Source organism: Pseudovibrio sp. M1P-2-3, assembly GCF_031501865.1.
GTDB classification, from domain to species: Bacteria; Pseudomonadota; Alphaproteobacteria; order Rhizobiales; family Stappiaceae; genus Pseudovibrio; species Pseudovibrio corallicola.
Genome location: NZ_JARRCW010000001.1, coordinates 2,173,505 through 2,192,760, shown reverse-complemented (window position 1 = coordinate 2,192,760; position 19,256 = coordinate 2,173,505). Strand labels below are relative to the sequence as shown.

Annotated in this window: 1 protein-coding gene (cut by a window edge); it reads left to right on the top strand. The window is 55.1% G+C overall.

Annotation, left to right across the window (positions count from 1 at the left end; translation table 11 throughout):
* On the top strand, positions 1 to 19,256 hold the 3' portion of the coding sequence (locus tag P6574_RS09525; protein ID WP_310620074.1) for a non-ribosomal peptide synthase/polyketide synthase. 10,411 nt of this gene lie to the left of the window's left edge; the window shows 19,256 of its 29,667 coding nt (coding positions 10,412–29,667); its start codon lies off the left edge, out of view; the stop codon is at positions 19,254 to 19,256.

The window sequence follows — 19,256 nt, the reverse complement described above, 5'->3', positions numbered from 1 at the left end:
AGTTGTTCGAAGCGCAAGCCCGCCTACGGCCTGACGCTGTTGCGGTGGTGGATGGGGAACACCAGCTGAGTTATGGTGAATTGGATGCCGCGTCCAACCGTTTGGCGCGCTATCTGATTAGCCAAGGGGTGGGATTAGAGCAGGTAGTCGGCGTGTGTCTGGAACGCTCCGCCCAGCTGATCATCACCTTGCTGGCCATCTGGAAGGCCGGCGGCGCTTACCTGCCGCTGGATCCAGACTATCCGCCAGAGCGCCTCGCCTTTATGCTGAAAGATGCCGGGGTGAGGGTGGTTCTCACCCACCGTAATATGAGGGAAGCTGCTGCCCTGAATGCGAAAGCAGGCGAGATACGTCTGGTTGTTCTGGATGATATCGATATTCGACAATCGTTAACGGCGTTCAGCGGCACAGCACTAGCGCAAGATGACACAGAGAGTTCACTGAGACCCCGTTCCCTTGCCTATGTGATCTATACCTCTGGTTCCACTGGCACCCCAAAAGGGGTGATGATCAGTCATAAAGGGCTTAGTAACCGCCTGGCATGGATGCAGGAGGTGCTGCCTTTGGGGCCTGAGGATGTCCTGTTACAAAAGACACCTTACACCTTTGATGTATCAGTCTGGGAGTTGTTCTGGTGGGCCTGCCATGGTGCACAAGTGGTGATGCTCCCCCCAGGGGGGCACCGGGACATTGATTTGGTGTGGCAGGCAATGCGTTTGCACAAGGTGAGTGTCTTGTATTTTGTACCCAGCATGTTTGCTAGTTATTTGGATGATTTGAAGGTTGGCAAAGATCGTGAGAGCCTTGCTACGCTGCGGGCGGTGGTGACTAGTGGCGAAGCGCTGCCACTTTCTTTTGTAAGGAGTTTTTATGAATTTTTAGTTCAAGAGCAATGCTCCACCGCACTGGTCAACCTTTACGGTCCCACCGAGACCACCATTGATGTGACGGCGTATCAGACCACAGGCACTGAGGAAGTGGTGCCCATTGGTTTTCCTATGTCTAATACGCAGGCCTATGTGGTGGACGCAAGGGTCCAGCCTGTCCCGATTGGAGTTTCTGGTGAACTGTTGATTGGCGGGGTTCAGGTGAGCCGCGGCTACTTAAGGCGTTCCGGGTTAACTGCGGAGAAGTTCATTGCCGATCCGTTTTCCGGCAAAGCGGGCGCGCGGCTGTATCGCACCGGGGATCTGGCCCGCTGGCGATCTGATGGCACGCTGGAATTCCTTGGCCGTATGGATACTCAGGTCAAAATCCGCGGCATGCGGGTAGAGCTGGGGGAGATAGAAGCGGTATTGCAAGCTCAAGAAGGGATTCGTCAAGCGGTTGTCGTCGCTACCTGCTCAGAGGCTTCACAGGCAGCCCAAACACAGCTGGTGGCCTATGTGGTGCCCAGTACTTTACAAGATAGGGAAGATCCTTCTTCGTCACCAACACCAGACGTACAGGAAAGGGGAGCGAATGCACCGGCCTCTGTCCAGCTGCAATTGGATGGCTTGATTGATCTGGTAGCCTTGCGTACGTCTCTCAAACGAAGCCTTCCCGATTATATGGTGCCAAGCCAGTTTGTCGGGTTGTCCTGTCTGCCACTTATGCTGTCAGGCAAAGTCGACCGCAAGGCCTTGCCGGATGTGAGTGGAGAGGTGGTGCAAAGCCGGTTTATAGCGCCAGCCAACGCGACAGAACAACTGGTTGCCTCAATCTTCAGTGAGCTGCTTGGGGTGGAGCAGGTGGGACGAGAGGATAACTTCTTCGCCCTTGGCGGCCACTCGCTTCGGGCTGTTCAGCTGGTGACACGGCTACAGGCGGCAACCGGTAAGGCGGTCACAGTACGTGATGTGTTTGAAGCGCCCACGGTTATTGATCTGTCTGCCTATCTCGATCACACCCTGTTGGCCACAGAGCAGGTGTTTTTGGTACAAGCGGACCGGTCTCAGCCGCTGCCACTGTCGTTCCAACAGGAACGCCTGTGGTTTTTGGACCGACTGGATTCGCGGGCCGGTGCCGCCTACCACATTGAAGGGGCGTTTCTTCTAAACGGCAGATTGGAGCTGGAAGCTTTGGATCAGGCGCTTTGCATCTTGGTCTGCCGTCATGAAGCGTTGCGAACGGTCTTTGAGGCGGGTGAGAACGATCTGCCCTATCAAGTGATCAAAGAGGTTCGGGAAACTGGCATCTTGGTGCTGGAGGATGGCCATGATGTCAGCGAGCGTGTACTGGCCTCTCTGGTTCGAGATCTACTGGCCCGTCCTTTTGATCTGGCGGCAGGTCCTTTGTTCCGGGTGACCCTCATCCGTGTCGCCTCCCACACACATGTGTTGGTGGTGGGCGGCCATCACAGTGTGGTGGATGGTTGGTCTTTGGGGATATTATGGCAAGAGCTCTCTACCCTTTACCGGGAAGCTGTCACAGGGGAGGAGGCCGGTTTACCTTCCCTTACCGTGCAATACCCTGACTATGCGGTGTGGCAACGGCAGGTCCTGAGTCAGGGGCGTCTGGAACAGGAACTCACGTGGTGGCGGGAAGAGTTATCAGGCGTGCCGGAAGCGATCACGTTGCCGTTTGACCGGCCCAGGCCTCAGATCATGGACTATCACGGGGGAGCGGTGACATTCACAGTGCCGGCAGACCTGACCTTGAGGCTCAAACAACTGGGGCTGGCGCATTCGGCCACCTTGTTTATGGTGCTGGAAACCGTGTTTGCGGTGTTACTGTCCCGTCTTGGGGCGGGCAAAGATGTGGTGGTTGCCAGTCCAGTGGCCGGACGCCCGCGACCAGAGCTTGAAAGTTTGATTGGGTTCTTTGTCAATACTCTGACACTGCGCAACCGTGTGGATTTAAACGGTTCCTTTGAAGAGCAGCTACAGCGCACACAGGAAATGGTGCTGTCCGCCTTTGCCCATGCCGAAGCGCCGTTTGAGGTAGTGGTGCAGGCTTTGGAACCGGTGCGTTCTATGCAGCATGCGCCGGTGGCACAGGTGGCTTTTATTTTGCAAAACATGCCTGAGGTAGGCTTTGCACCTCACTTAGGAGAAGTCGAGATCTCCGGGTTTCCACACGCCCCGCCCCCAGCTGCAAAGTTTGAATTGGCTTTTGAGTGCTTGGAAACCGATGCTGGCCTTGAAGGCAACGTCATTTATGCCACCCAGCTGTTTGAGCGGGAGAGTGTGGCGCGCATTGCTGCTCAATACGGCCGGTTACTCAAGCTGGTAACACAGAGTCCGCAGACTTGTCTTTATGACCTACCACTTCTTGATGATGCCGAACGCACTCAACTGTTACACGGTTTCAATGATACACATGTGAGCTATCCAGAAGATCAAACGGTTGTGGACCTGTTTGAGGCGCAAGTCCGCCTGCAATCCGACGCTGTTGCGGTGGTCGATGGGGAACATCAGCTGAGTTATGGCGAGTTGGATGCCGCATCCAACCGTCTGGCCCGTTATCTAGTCACCCAAGGAGTAGGGCCGGAGCAGGTGGTGGGGGTATGTCTGGAGCGCTCCGCCCAGCTGGTCATCACCTTGCTGGCCATCTGGAAGGCGGGCGGGGCCTACCTGCCGCTGGATCCAGACTATCCTCAAGAACGGCTCGCCTTCATGCTGGAAGATGCAGGGGTAAAGCTGGTGGTGACAGACAACCGGCATACAGGTTTTGTGGTTACAGAATTCGTTGATAAAAAGGAAGTGTCTTGGCTCCTTCTGGATGACTCCAACGTCAAAGACTGCTTGCAAGAGCTTGCGAATACTAGGATCCTACCTGAGAAGGTGGACTGCGTTCTCAGAACACATGACCTTGCTTACATTCTTTATACATCGGGTTCGACAGGGCGCCCCAAAGCCGTTTCCATTTCACACGGCAATGCGGTGAACCTAGCAATGCATCAGGCTACGTATCTTTCAAAGGATAAAAAGCAGCGAGTGGCTCAGTTCGCGGCTATAGGATTCGATGCTTGCCTCTCTGAGATCTTTATGGGGCTTTGCTCTGGGTCAGTCTTGTGTGTAATATCGGATCAAGCGCGTGGTGCAGGGACACTGCTTGCAAGAGAAGTGGAACGGCAAGGCATTACTGTACTGACCCTCCCTCCGGTTTTGCTGGGTGATTTTCTAACAGCACCGCCAAGCTGTTTACAGACTTTAGTGACAGCAGGAGAACAAGTGAATGCGGATTTGGTGCTTCAGGCCGCCCGAAAATATTTTTATATCAACGGTTATGGTCTGACTGAAACCACCGTGGGCGCTACCAACTTTATTTTCCATGGTGATTTTACTGATTCAGTAATTTCTATTGGTTTTCCTATGTCTAATACGCAGGCCTATGTGGTGGACGCAAGGGTCCAGCCTGTCCCGATTGGAGTTTCTGGTGAACTGTTGATTGGCGGGGTTCAGGTGAGCCGCGGCTACTTAAGGCGTTCCGGGTTAACTGCGGAGAAGTTCATTGCCGATCCGTTTTCCGGCAAAGCGGGCGCGCGGCTGTATCGCACCGGGGATCTGGCCCGCTGGCGATCTGATGGCACGCTGGAATTCCTTGGCCGTATGGATACTCAGGTCAAAATCCGCGGCATGCGGGTAGAGCTGGGGGAGATAGAAGCGGTATTGCAAGCTCAAGAAGGGATTCGTCAAGCGGTTGTCGTCGCTACCTGCTCAGAGGCTTCACAGGCAGCCCAAACACAGCTGGTGGCCTATGTGGTGCCCAGTACTTTACAAGATAGGGAAGATCCTTCTTCGTCACCAACACCAGACGTACAGGAAAGGGGAGCGAATGCACCGGCCTCTGTCCAGCTGCAATTGGATGGCTTGATTGATCTGGTAGCCTTGCGTACGTCTCTCAAACGAAGCCTTCCCGATTATATGGTGCCAAGCCAGTTTGTCGGGTTGTCCTGTCTGCCACTTATGCTGTCAGGCAAAGTCGACCGCAAGGCCTTGCCGGATGTGAGTGGAGAGGTGGTGCAAAGCCGGTTTATAGCGCCAGCCAACGCGACAGAACAACTGGTTGCCTCAATCTTCAGTGAGCTGCTTGGGGTGGAGCAGGTGGGACGAGAGGATAACTTCTTCGCCCTTGGCGGCCACTCGCTTCGGGCTGTTCAGCTGGTGACACGGCTACAGGCGGCAACCGGTAAGGCGGTCACAGTACGTGATGTGTTTGAAGCGCCCACGGTTATTGATCTGTCTGCCTATCTCGATCACACCCTGTTGGCCACAGAGCAGGTGCTTTTGGTAAAAGCGGACCGGTCTCAGCCGCTGCCACTGTCGTTCCAACAGGAACGCCTGTGGTTTTTGGACCGACTGGATTCGCGGGCCGGTGCCGCCTACCACATTGAAGGGGCATTTCTTCTAAACGGCAGATTGGAGCTGGAAGCTTTGGATCAGGCGCTTTGCACCTTGGTCTGCCGTCATGAAGCGTTGCGAACGGTCTTTGAGGCGGGTGAGAACGATCTGCCCTATCAAGTGATCAAAGAGGTTCGGGAAACTGGCATCTTGGTGCTGGAGGATGGCCATGATGTCAGCGAGCGTGTACTGGCCTCTCTGGTTCGAGATCTACTGGCCCGTCCTTTTGATCTGGCGGCAGGTCCTTTGTTCCGGGTGACCCTCATCCGTGTCGCCTCCCACACACATGTGTTGGTGGTGGGCGGCCATCACAGTGTGGTGGATGGTTGGTCTTTGGGGATATTATGGCAAGAGCTCTCTACCCTTTACCGGGAAGCTGTCACAGGGGAGGAGGCCGGTTTACCTTCCCTTACCGTGCAATACCCTGACTATGCGGTGTGGCAACGGCAGGTCCTGAGTCAGGGGCGTCTGGAACAGGAACTCACGTGGTGGCGGGAAGAGTTATCAGGCGTGCCGGAAGCGATCACGTTGCCGTTTGACCGGCCCAGGCCTCAGATCATGGACTATCACGGGGGAGCGGTGACATTCACAGTGCCGGCAGACCTGACCTTGAGGCTCAAACAACTGGGGCTGGCGCATTCGGCCACCTTGTTTATGGTGCTGGAAACCGTGTTTGCGGTGTTACTGTCCCGTCTTGGGGCGGGCAAAGATGTGGTGGTTGCCAGTCCAGTGGCCGGACGCCCGCGACCAGAGCTTGAAAGTTTGATTGGGTTCTTTGTCAATACTCTGACACTGCGCAACCGTGTGGATTTAAACGGTTCCTTTGAAGAGCAGCTACAGCGCACACAGGAAATGGTGCTGTCCGCCTTTGCCCATGCCGAAGCGCCGTTTGAGGTAGTGGTGCAGGCTTTGGAACCGGTGCGTTCTATGCAGCATGCGCCGGTGGCACAGGTGGCTTTTATTTTGCAAAACATGCCTGAGGTAGGCTTTGCACCTCACTTAGGAGAAGTCGAGATCTCCGGGTTTCCACACGCCCCGCCCCCAGCTGCAAAGTTTGAATTGGCTTTTGAGTGCTTGGAAACCGATGCTGGCCTTGAAGGCAACGTCATTTATGCCACCCAGCTGTTTGAGCGGGAGAGTGTGGCGTGTATTGTCGCTCAATACGGCCGGTTACTCAAGCTGGTAACACAGAGCCCGCAGACTTGTCTTTATGACCTACCACTTCTTGATGATGCCGAACGCACTCAACTGTTACACGGTTTCAATGATACCGCTGTCAGTTATCCGGAAGACCAAACAGTTGTGGACCTGTTTGAGGCGCAAGTCCGCCTGCAATCCGACGCTGTTGCGGTGGTCGATGGGGAACATCAGCTGAGCTATGGCGAGTTGGATGCTGCGTCCAACCGTCTGGCCCGCTACCTGGTTGCTCAAGGCGTGGGGCCGGAGCAGGTGGTAGGGGTATGCTTGGAACGCTCAAGAGAACTGATCATTACCCTACTGGCCATCTGGAAAGCTGGCGGGGCCTGTCTGCTGCTGGATCCAGACTATCCTCAAGAGCGGCTCGCCTTTATGCTGAGGGACGCAGACACTAAAATACTGATAAGCACAGGTGAGTTTGTCTTAAGTCTTACTGGTGGTTCAGCCCCTTTTGGCACAATCTTGTATAATGTACCGTCTACCCTTGAACTCATCGAAAGCTATTCATCCTCTACCTTAAATACATGTAAGTATTCCCAGTCCATTCACCGGCATAGTTTAGCTTATATCCTATATACATCTGGTACTATAGGTCAGCCAAAAGGTGTTTCACTTGAACTCTTAAGTGTTACAAATTTTATCAGGGCGTGCCAGAAAGACTGTGGTCTTACCCCACAAGATCGCGTTCTATTTTCTTCAAGTCTATCATTTGATGTGACTATTGAGCAGGTTTTCCTACCGCTTTGCCATGGGGCTTCTATTATCATCTTAGATCCTAAAGAGCTGGTGGACGCCAAACAACTAGAGCATATCTGCAAGCGTTATAAACCAAGTTTCATCCATGCCACACCAAGTCTGTGGTATTCCATGAAAGAAGCTGGCTTGCAGGCCAAAGAGCTCACTTGTGTAGTTAGTGGGGGAGAGGCGCTTGGATCTGACCTTGCACACTATTTGACTGAATTGGCTCCCACGGCATGGAACACATATGGGCCAACTGAATGTACTGTTACAGTCACTACCAGTCGACTGACTTCAGAATATCGCAACTCCATCGGAGTCCCGGCACAAAATGTACAAGCCTTTGTGGTGGACCCATGGGGGCAACCGGTCCCGATTGGAGTTTCTGGTGAACTGTTGATTGGCGGGGTTCAGGTGAGCCGCGGCTATCTGGGGCGACCGGGGTTAACAGCCGAGAAGTTTATTGCAGATCCGTTTTCGGGCAAGAAAGGTGCACGCCTCTATCGTACCGGGGACTTGGCTCGCTGGCGATCTGATGGCACGCTGGAGTATCTGGGCCGCATCGATACTCAGGTCAAAATCCGCGGCATGCGGGTGGAGCTGGGTGAGATTGAGGCGGCGCTGCAAGCGCAAGCGGGCATTGTTCAGGCTGTTGTTGTGGCACGCAGTTTTGAAGGGACCTCAAGAGAGGATGTTTCTCTCGTGGCCTATGTGGTGCCGCAAGGTAGGACGGAAGATCTGGTGGCCTGTGCGCTTGACCATTCAGTTGAGAGTGATGGCGGCGCTAAGACAGACCAGCAGGCCATGCACATCTTGCGGCTGGAAGGGGTGCTGGATGTGGCGCAGGTGCGCTCGGGTCTGGCCTCTATCTTGCCCCGCCATATGATCCCTTCCCAGTTTGTCGGGTTGTCGTGCCTGCCACTCACGCCGTCAGGAAAAGTAGACCGCAAAGCCCTGCCGGATGTAGCGGGAACAACCGTTCAAGTGGGCTATGTGGCGCCGCGAACCCAGCATGAAGAGCTGATCTGCCAGATCATGCGCGATGTGATTGCCCATGATCGCCGTTCTCTGGAGCGGGTGGGACTTGATGATAACTTCTTCGAGATCGGGGGCCATTCTATTTTTGCCGCCCAGTTGGCGCTGCGGCTGGAAAAAGCCCTTGGTATGCACGTGCCGGTGCGCCTTGTGTTTGAAAGCCCCAGTGCCCGCCAGCTGGCTACACGGCTTGAGGAGCGTTTTGACAAGCCGTTGCCAGCTGTGGAGCCGGTGGATCGCAAGGCGCCCATTCCCGCCTCGTTCGAGCAAGAGCGCATGTGGCTGGCCAATGCCCGCTTTGAGGGGCAGCCAGTCTACAATGAAGGCATGCCGCTGATCCTGCGCGGGGCTGTGGACACACCGGCCCTTCGTCAGACGGTGCAAGGGGTGTTGGAGCGCTATGAGGTGCTGCGTACTCGGCTGGTCAGCCGCGATACCGGCCTGTGGCAGGAGATTGATCCGCCCGAAAGCCTGCAGAACGTGTTTGAGGATTGGTCACAAGAGGGGCAGCCATTGGAGGCGTTGCAGGAGCGGGCACAGCAGCGCGGTGCCCGGCTGCTCGCCGCCGCCTATGATCTGAGTACTGATCACCCCTGTCGCTCGCTGGTGCTCAAGCTCTCGCCAACCGTTCATGTGTGGTGTCTGGCCACCCACCACAGTGTGGGGGACAATTGGTCGCTCAGCCATGTGCTGCCCGCCGATTTTGCCGCGCTTTATGAGGCAGCCACAGAGGGACGTCCGGTAGCTTTGCCTCCCTTACCGCTGCACTATGCAGACTATGCCGCCTGGCAGCGGTCCGAGGCGATGGCGTCGGTATTGGCTGAAGAGCTGCAGTGGTGGCAACAGACCCTGTCTGGCATACCACAAGCGTTGGACTTGCCGTTTGATCGGCCGCGGCCGCAGCAGCGCAGCTTTGCCGGACGCCGGATTATCACACCGGGACTGGACCCGGACCAGTGGCGGCAAGTGGAGGCGTTTGCCGCCCGCCTTGAGGCCACGCCATTTATGGTGTTTGTGGCGGCGCTTTCCAGCTTCCTTGCCAGGGTCTGTGGTAATCAGGACATTGTTCTGGGCACGCCGCATGTGATGAAGCCCGATGCGGCCTTGTGGCCCGAGTTTGGCTACTTTGGTAATACATTAGCCCTGCGCCTGCCGGTTGATGGGCAAGAGAGTTTTGAGGGGTTGGTGACACAAGCCCGTACCTGTGTGCAGGACGCCTTCGCCCATCAGTATGTTCCGTTTGAACAGGTTGTTTCCGCTTTGGAGGACACAGCTGCCACCGTCACCCCGGTGTTTCAGGTGCTGTTGGTGATGCATGCGTTTCGCGATGAAGGAGCTGTGCTGCTGGACGGGGTTGAGACGGAATATCTTGAGGGCTCACATCCGCCGATCTCGAAATATGATCTGACGGTGGATATCAACCCCTGCACCTCAGGTGTGATCCTCTCCATGGAGTATGCCACAGATGTCTTTGACGAGGATACAGTCCATCGCCTCGGGGCCATGCTGCAGCGGTTCTTAACTTCTGCGTTGCAAACACCTGACACACCCGTTGCGTTGCTTCAGCTTTTGGATGGGGCAGAGCGTGAGCAGCTGCTGCACGGCTTTAACGACACACACGTGAGTTATCCAGAAGATCAAACGGTTGTGGATCTGTTTGAGGCGCAAGCCCTTCAGCAGCCTGAGGCTGTTGCGGTGGTGGATGGGGAACACCAGCTGAGTTATGGCGAGTTGGATGCGGCCTCCAACCGTCTGGCCCGTTATCTGATTAGCCAAGGGGTGGGATTAGAGCAGGTAGTCGGCGTGTGTCTGGAACGCTCCGCTGAGCTGATCATCACCCTGCTGGCCATCTGGAAGGCGGGCGGGGCTTATCTGCCGCTTGATCCTGAGTATCCGCCAGAGCGGCTCGCCTTTATGTTGGAAGACGCCGGTGTGATCATGGGTGTGACAGATAATAAACACGCCAACTCAGTGATGACAGAGTACTTTAATAATAAAGAATACGCTTGGATCTTGCTGGATGAGGCCTCCGTCAAAAACTGCCTAAAGGGGGGTACGCAAAGCAGGATATTTCCTGAAGAACGGGGAGCAGGGCTCAGGGCTCAGGGTTTAGCTTATATAATCTACACTTCCGGATCGACGGGAAGACCTAAAGCCGTTTCCATTTCACACGGCAATGCGGTGAACCTAGCAATGCATCAGGCTACGTATCTTTCAAAGGATAAAAAGCAGCGAGTGGCTCAGTTCGCGGCTATAGGATTCGATGCTTGCCTCTCTGAGATCTTTATGGGGCTTTGCTCTGGGTCAGTCTTGTGTGTAATATCGGATCAAGCGCGTGGTGCAGGGACACTGCTTGCAAGAGAAGTGGAACGGCAAGGCATTACTGTACTGACCCTCCCTCCGGTTTTGCTGGGTGATTTTCTAACAGCACCGCCAAGCTGTTTACAGACTTTAGTGACAGCAGGAGAACAAGTGAATGCGGATTTGGTGCTTCAGGCCGCCCGAAAATATTTTTATATCAACGGTTATGGTCTGACTGAAACCACCGTGGGCGCTACCAACTTTATTTTCCATGGTGATTTTACTGATTCAGTAATTTCTATTGGTTTTCCTATGTCTAATACGCAGGCCTATGTGGTGGACGCAAGGGTCCAGCCTGTCCCGATTGGAGTTTCTGGTGAACTGTTGATTGGCGGGGTTCAGGTGAGCCGCGGCTATCTGGTGCGGCCGGGGTTAACTGCTGAGAAGTTCATCGCAGATCCGTTTTCCGGCAAAGCGGGGGCGCGGCTGTATCGCACCGGGGATCTGGCCCGCTGGCGATCTGATGGCACGCTGGAATTCCTTGGCCGTATGGATACTCAGGTCAAAATCCGCGGCATGCGGGTGGAGCTGGGGGAGATCGAAGCGGCGCTGCAAGCGCAAGCGGGCATTGTTCAGGCTGTTGTTGTGGCACGCAGTTTTGAAGGGACCTCAATAGAGGATGTTTCTCTCGTGGCCTATGTGGTGCCGCAAGGTAGGACGGAAGATCTGGTGGCCTGTGCGCTTGACCATTCGGTTGAGAGTGGTGGAGAGACGGACCTGCAGGCCATGTATATTTTGAGACTGGAGAGCGTGCTGGATGCGGCGCAGGTGCGCTCGGGTCTGGCCTCTATCTTGCCCGGCCATATGATACCTTCCCAGTTTGTCGGGTTGTCGTGCCTGCCACTCACGCCGTCAGGAAAAGTAGACCGCAAAGGCCTGCCGGATGTGGCAGGAACAACCGTGCAAGTGGGCTTTGTGGCGCCGCGAACCCAGCATGAAGAGCTGATCTGCCAGATCATGCGCGATGTGGTTGCCCATGATCGCCGTTCTCTGGAGCGGGTGGGACTTGATGATAACTTCTTCGAGATCGGGGGCCATTCTATTTTTGCCGCCCAGTTGGCGCTGCGGCTGGAAAAAGCCCTTGGTATGCACGTGCCGGTGCGCCTTGTGTTTGAAAGCCCCAGTGCCCGCCAGCTGGCTACACGGCTTGAGGAGCGTTTTGACAAGCCGTTGCCAGCTGTGGAGCCGGTGGATCGCAAGGCGCCTATTCCGGCCTCGTTCGAGCAAGAGCGCATGTGGCTGGCCAATGCCCGCTTTGAGGGGCAGCCGGTCTACAATGAGGGCCTGCCGTTGATCGTGCGCGGGGCTGTGGACACACAGGCCCTTCGTCAGGCGGTACAAGGGGTGTTGGAGCGCTATGAGGTGCTGCGCACCCGGCTGGTCAGCCGCGATACCCGCCTGTGGCAGGAGATTGATCCGCCCGAAAGTCTGCAGAACGTGTTTGAGGATTGGTCACAAGAGGGGCAGCCATTGGAGGTGTTGCTGGAGAAAGCACAGCAGCGCGGTGCACGGCTGCTCGCCGCCGCCTATGATCTGAGCACTGATCACCCCTGTCGCTCGCTGGTGCTCAAGCTCTCGCCAACCGTTCATGTGTGGTGTCTGGCCACCCATCACAGTGTGGGGGACAACTGGTCGCTCAGTCATGTGCTGCCGACCGATTTTGCCGCGCTGTATCAGGCCGCCAAAGAGGGACGACCAGCTACCTTGCCCCCCTTACCGCTACACTATGCAGACTATGCCGCCTGGCAGCGGTCCGAGGCGATGGCGCCGGTATTGGCTGAAGAGCTGCAGTGGTGGCAACAGACCCTGTCTGGCATACCACAAGCGTTGGACTTACCGTTTGATCGGCCGCGGCCGCAGCAGCGCAGCTTTGCCGGACGCCGGATTATCACACCGGGACTGGACCCGGACCAGTGGCGGCAAGTGGAGGCGTTTGCCGCCCGCCTTGAGGCCACGCCCTTCATGGTGTTTGTGGCGGCGCTTTCCAGCTTCCTTGCCAGGGTCTGTGGTAATCAGGACATTGTTCTGGGCACGCCGCATGTGATGAAGCCCGATGCGGCCTTGTGGCCCGAGTTTGGCTACTTTGGTAATACATTAGCCCTGCGCCTGCCGGTTGATGGGCAAGAGAGTTTTGAGAGTTTGGTGATACAAGCCCGTACCTGTGTACAGGATGCCTTTAGCCATCAGTATGTTCCGTTTGAACAGGTTGTTTCCGCTTTGGGGGACACAGCTGCCAACATCACCCCGGTGTTTCAGGTGCTGTTGGTGATGCATGCGTTTCGCGATGAAGGAGCAGTGCTGCTGGACGGGGTTGAGGCGGAGTACCTTGAGGGCTCACATCCGCCGATCTCGAAATATGATCTGACGGTGGACATCAACCCCTGCACCTCAGGTGTGATCCTCTCCATGGAGTATGCCACAGATGTCTTTGACGAGGATACAGTCCATTGCCTCGGGGCCATGCTGCAGCGGTTCTTAACTTCTGCATTGCAAACACCTGACACATCCGTTGCGTTGCTGCCGCTTTTGGATGGGGTAGAGCGTGAGCAGCTGCTGCACGGCTTTAACGACACACACGTGAGTTATCCAGAAGATCAAACGGTTGTGGACCTGTTTGAAGCACAAGCCCGCCAGCAGCCTGAGGCAGTTGCGGTGGTCGATGGGGAACACCAGCTGAGCTATGGCGAGTTGGATGCCGCATCCAACCGTCTGGCCCGCTTCCTAATCACCCAAGGCGTGGGACCGGAGCAGGTGGTGGGGGTGTGTCTGGTGCGCTCCGCTGAGCTGATCATCACCTTGCTGGCCATCTGGAAGGCGGGCGGCGCCTACCTGCCGCTTGATCCAGACTATCCTCAAGAGCGGCTCGCCTTTATGCTGAGGGACGCAGACACTAAAATACTGATAAGCACAGGTGAATTTGTAGTAAACCCTACCGGTGATTCAGCCTCCTTCGGCACAATCTTGTATAATGTACCGTCTACCCTTGAGCACATCGAAAGCTATTCATCCTCTACCTTAATTACATGTAAGTATTCCCAGTCCATTCACCGGCATAGTTTAGCTTATATCCTATATACATCTGGTACTACAGGCCAGCCAAAAGGTGTTTCAATTGAACTCTTAAGTGTTACAAATTTTATCAGGGCGTGCCAGAAAGACTGTGGTCTTACCCCACAAGATCGCGTTCTATTTTCTTCAAGTCTATCATTTGATGTGACTATTGAGCAGGTTTTCCTACCGCTTTGCCATGGGGCTTCTATTATCATCTTAGATCCTAAAGAGCTGGTGGACGCCAAACAACTAGAGCATATCTGCAAGCGTTATAAACCAAGTTTTATCGATGCCACACCAAGTCTGTGGTATTCCATGAAAGAAGCTGGCTTGCAGGCCAAAGAGCTCACTTGTGTAGTTAGTGGAGGAGAGGCGCTTGGATCTGACCTTGCGCACTATTTGACTGAATTGGCTCCCACGGCATGGAACACATATGGGCCAACTGAATGTACTGTTGCAGTCATTACCAGTCGACTGACTTCAGAATATCGCAACTCCATCGGAGTTCCGGCACAAAATGTACAAGCCTTTGTGGTGGACCCAAGGCTCCAGCCTGTCCCGATTGGAGTTTCTGGTGAACTGCTGATTGGCGGGGTTCAGGTGAGCCGCGGCTATCTGGGGCGGCCGGGGTTAACTGCGGAAAAGTTCATTGCCGATCCGTTTTCCGGCAAAGCGGGGGCACGGCTGTATCGCACCGGGGATCTGGCCCGCTGGCGATCTGATGGCACGCTGGAGTATCTGGGCCGTATGGACACTCAGGTCAAAATCCGTGGCATGCGGGTGGAGCTGGGGGAGATTGAAACTGCCTTGCAAAGGCAAGAGAACATTGCTCAGGCCGTTGTGGTAGTGCGAAACCTAAATGACACCTCAACAGCTGAGACCACGTTGGTGGCCTATGTGGTGCCACGACTAGATGCGGAGGGCCTGTTGACCTGTACGCTTGACCATTCGGTTAAGAGTGATGGAGATACGGACCATCAGGCCATGCATATTTTGAGGCTGGAGAGCGTGCTGGATGTGGCGCAGGTGCGCTCGGGTCTGGCCTCTACCTTGCCCGGCCATATGATACCTTCCCAGTTTGTCGGGTTGTCGTGCCTGCCACTCACGCCGTCAGGAAAAGTGGACCGCAAAGGCCTGCCGGATGTAGCGGGAACAACCGTTCAAGTGGGCTATGTGGCGCCGCGAACCCAGCATGAAGAGCTGATCTGCCAGATCATGCGCGATGTGATTGCCCATGATCGCCGTTCTCTGGAGCGGGTGGGACTTGATGATAACTTCTTCGAGATCGGGGGCCATTCTATTTTTGCCGCCCAGTTGGCGCTGCGGCTGGAAAAAGCCCTTGGTATGCACGTGCCGGTGCGCCTTGTGTTTGAAAGCCCCAGTGCCCGCCAGCTGGCTACACGGCTTGAGGAGCGTTTTGACAAGCCGTTGCCAGCTGTGGAGCCGGTGGATCGCAAGGCGCCCATTCCCGCCTCGTTCGAGCAAGAGCGCATGTGGCTGGCCAATGCCCGCTTTGAGGGGCAGCCAGTCTACAATGAAGGCATGCCGCTGATCCTGCGCGGGGCTGTGGACACACCGGCCCTTCGTCAGACGGTGCAAGGGGTGTTGGAGCGCTATGAGGTGCTGCGTACTCGGCTGGTCAGCCGCGATACCGGCCTGTGGCAGGAGATTGATCCGCCCGAAAGCCTGCAGAACGTGTTTGAGGATTGGTCACAAGAGGGGCAGCCATTGGAGGCGTTGCAGGAGCGGGCACAGCAGCGCGGTGCCCGGCTGCTCGCCGCCGCCTATGATCTGAGTACTGATCACCCCTGTCGCTCGCTGGTGCTCAAGCTCTCGCCAACCGTTCATGTGTGGTGTCTGGCCACCCACCACAGTGTGGGGGACAATTGGTCGCTCAGCCATGTGCTGCCCGCCGATTTTGCCGCGCTTTATGAGGCAGCCACAGAGGGACGACCAGCTACCTTGCCCCCCTTACCGCTACACTATGCAGACTATGCCGCCTGGCAGCGGTCCGAGGCGATGGCGCCGGTATTGGCTGAAGAGCTGCAGTGGTGGCAACAGACCCTGTCTGGCATACCACAAGCGTTGGACTTGCCGTTTGATCGGCCGCGGCCACCGCAGCGCAGCTTTGCCGGACGCCGGATTATCACACCGGGATTGGACCGCGATCAGTGGCGGCAAGTAGAGACGTTTGCCGCCCGTCATGAGGCCACGCCATTCATGGTGTTTGTGGCAGCGCTTTCCAGCTTCCTTGCCAGGGTCTGTGGTAATCAGGACATTGTTCTGGGCACGCCGCATGTGATGAAGCCCGATGCGGCCTTGTGGCCCGAGTTTGGCTACTTTGGTAATACATTAGCCCTGCGCCTGCCGGTTGATGGGCAAGAGAGTTTTGAGAGTTTGGTGACACAGGCCCGTACCTGCGTGCAGGATGCCTTCGCCCATCAGTATGTGCCGTTTGAACAGGTTGTTTCCGCTTTGGAGGACACAGCTGCCAACATCACCCCGGTGTTTCAGGTGCTGTTGGTGATGCATGCGTTTCGCGATGAAGGAGCTGTGCTGCTGGACGGGGTTGAGACGGAATATCTTGAGGGCTCACATCCGCCGATCTCGAAATATGATCTGACGGTGGATATCAACCCCTGCACCTCAGGTGTGATCCTCTCCATGGAGTATGCCACAGATGTCTTTGACGAGGATACAGTCCATCGCCTCGGGGCCATGCTGCAGCGGTTCTTAACTTCTGCGTTGCAAACACCTGACACACCCGTTGCGTTGCTTCAGCTTTTGGATGGGGTAGAGCGTGAGCAGCTGCTGCACGGCTTTAACGACACACACGTGAGTTATCCAGAAGATCAAACGGTTGTGGATCTGTTTGAGGCGCAAGCCCTTCAGCAGCCTGAGGCTGTTGCGGTGGTGGATGGGGAACACCAGCTGAGTTATGGTGAATTGGATGCCGCGTCCAACCGTTTGGCGCGCTATCTGGTCACCCAAGGCGTGGGACCGGAACAGGTGGTGGGGGTGTGTCTGGAACGCTCCGCCCAGCTGATCATCACCTTGCTGGCCATCTGGAAGGCCGGCGGGGCTTACCTGCCGCTGGATCCAGACTATCCGCCAGAGCGCCTCGCCTTTATGCTGAAAGATGCCGGGGTAAACCTGGTGGTGACCAGCAAGACGACCTGTGTATTCATCGGTGAACTGGTAATAGGTAAGTCTGTTTACTTGCTCTCTGTGGATGGACAGAACACAGATACTGAAATAGCCGGGCTTTCTGCTAAGCAGCTGCTACCGCAGGAGCGCCTTGCCTGTCTCTCGCCGAGCACACTTTGTTATACTCTATTTACGTCCGGCTCTAGCGGGCGGCCCAAGGGAGTTTGTGTAGAACACCGGCAGTTGACTAACTATCTTGTTTTTTCCAATCGCGCATTTGCGAGAAAAAAAATCGAGCGGGTACTTCATTATACGAGCCTTGGATTTGATTATTCGGCAGAAGAGATATGGTGGCCCCTAGCTTATGGACACACAGTTGTAATCTTGACAAGCGCACGCCAGACTCTCGGGGAGACTTTGGGGCGCTGTATACATCAAAACGGCATAACTACTCTGGTCGCGGTGCCTTCACTTCTTGGGACCTTGCAAGAACAAGTTAGCTGGACGGGGAGACTTGATTTACAAGTGCTGTGCGGGGGTGAGGCACTCCCCCCGTTGATGGCCCAAAAGCTACTAAATGCAGAATCCGTGGGGCGTCTGGTCAATCACTATGGTCCTGTGGAGACCACCATCAATGTATCTTATGCTGTGATCGAAGAGATAAACAGTACTTCGATACCTATAGGTTCTCCTGTGTCCAACACGCAGGCCTATGTAGTGGACCCATGGGGGCAGCCAGTTCCCATGGGGGTTTCTGGAGAATTGCTTGTTGGTGGGGTTCAGGTGAGCCGGGGGTATTTGGGGCGGCCGGGGTTGACTGCTGCGAAATTCATCGCCGATCCGTTTTCCGGCAAATTGGGCGCACGTCTCTACCGCACCGGGGACTTAGCCCGCTGGCTAGCTGATGGCACGCTAGAGTTTCTTGACCGTATGGATACTCAGGTGAAGGTACGTGGCATGCGTGTGGAGTTGGGTGAGGTAGAAGCGGTGTTGCAAGCGCAAGACGGGATTCGTCAAGCGGTTGTCGTCGCCACCTACTCAGAGGCTTCACAGGCAGCCCAAGCACAGCTGGTAGCCTATGTGGTGCCCAGTACTTTACAATATGGGGAAGAGTCTTCTTCGTCATCAGCACCAGACACACAGGCAAGGAAAGGATTTGCCCTCGCCTCTGTCCAACTGAGTTTGGAGGGGCTAATTGATTTGATTGCGCTATGTGCCGCCCTTAAACGTCACCTACCAGTTCATATGGTGCCAACCCAGTTTATCGGACTGACCCATCTGCCACTGATGCCGTCGGGCAAAGTGAACCGTAAGGCCCTGCCGGATGTGAGTGGAGAGGTGGTGCAAAGCCGGTTTATAGCGCCAGCCAACGCGACAGAACAACTGGTTGCCTCAATCTTCAGTGAGTTGCTTGGAGTGGAGCAGGTGGGACGAGAGGATGATTTCTTCGTCCTTGGCGGCCACTCGCTTCGTGCTGTCCAGCTGGTGATACGGCTGCAGGCGGCAACCGGCAAGGCGGTTTCCATTCGGAATGTGTTTGAAACGTCAACTGTGAGAGCCTTGGCCCAGTGCGTTGATAACACACCAACTGGGTATTTACCTCTTGTTCCTTTATGGAAGTCTAGGGCATCCTCTCGAGCAATTGTGTGTTTCCCCCCATTATTGGGAATGGCGATCCCCTACAACCAAGATGTCATAGTGAAGCAGTGGGGAGAGTTTGGGGATGTTATTGGAATACAAGCACGAGGTCTTGGCCCAGATGAAGTTCCTTTTGAAACCTATGAGCAGATGCTGTCATGCTACTTTAACTCATTGAAGCAGGAAAAATATGAGTCGCTGATATTCGTGGGGTGGTCAATGGGGGGGAAGGTTGCTCTTGATGTTGCCTTAAGATTTCAAAGGATGCATCGGTCGATTGATGGGCTCATAATATTGGATACAGGCCCATTTAATGAATCCAAAAGTACTCCTGAGACAGTCTTGAATGATTTGGTTTTGTCATTGTATGATGATTTAACGGAAGGCTTTATACAAAGGCTTAGTGAAGACGAGAAAAGAGAGTATCTTAAAAAAAATATTGAAAGCTATGCCGTTGAGGAAAGTGGGGTCTCGACGCCAGAAGGGGAGGAACTGGAGGCGTTAGTTGATATGTTACTCGCACACAGTAAAATATTGCATCAACGACCAGACCCTATGTCGCTTGAATGTGAAGCGTATCTTATTCGAGCAAAAGAAAGTATAGGCACTAATAAGCATTCAGAGCTGGGTTGGTCTAAGATATGCGAAGAAGTTCACACTATGGATATTCACCTTGCACATACTGAGTTGTTTAATATGAAAAATGTTAGAAAGACGGCAGCTCTTGTTAATAAGTGTATCCGTTTTTGTATTAGTGATGGTTGA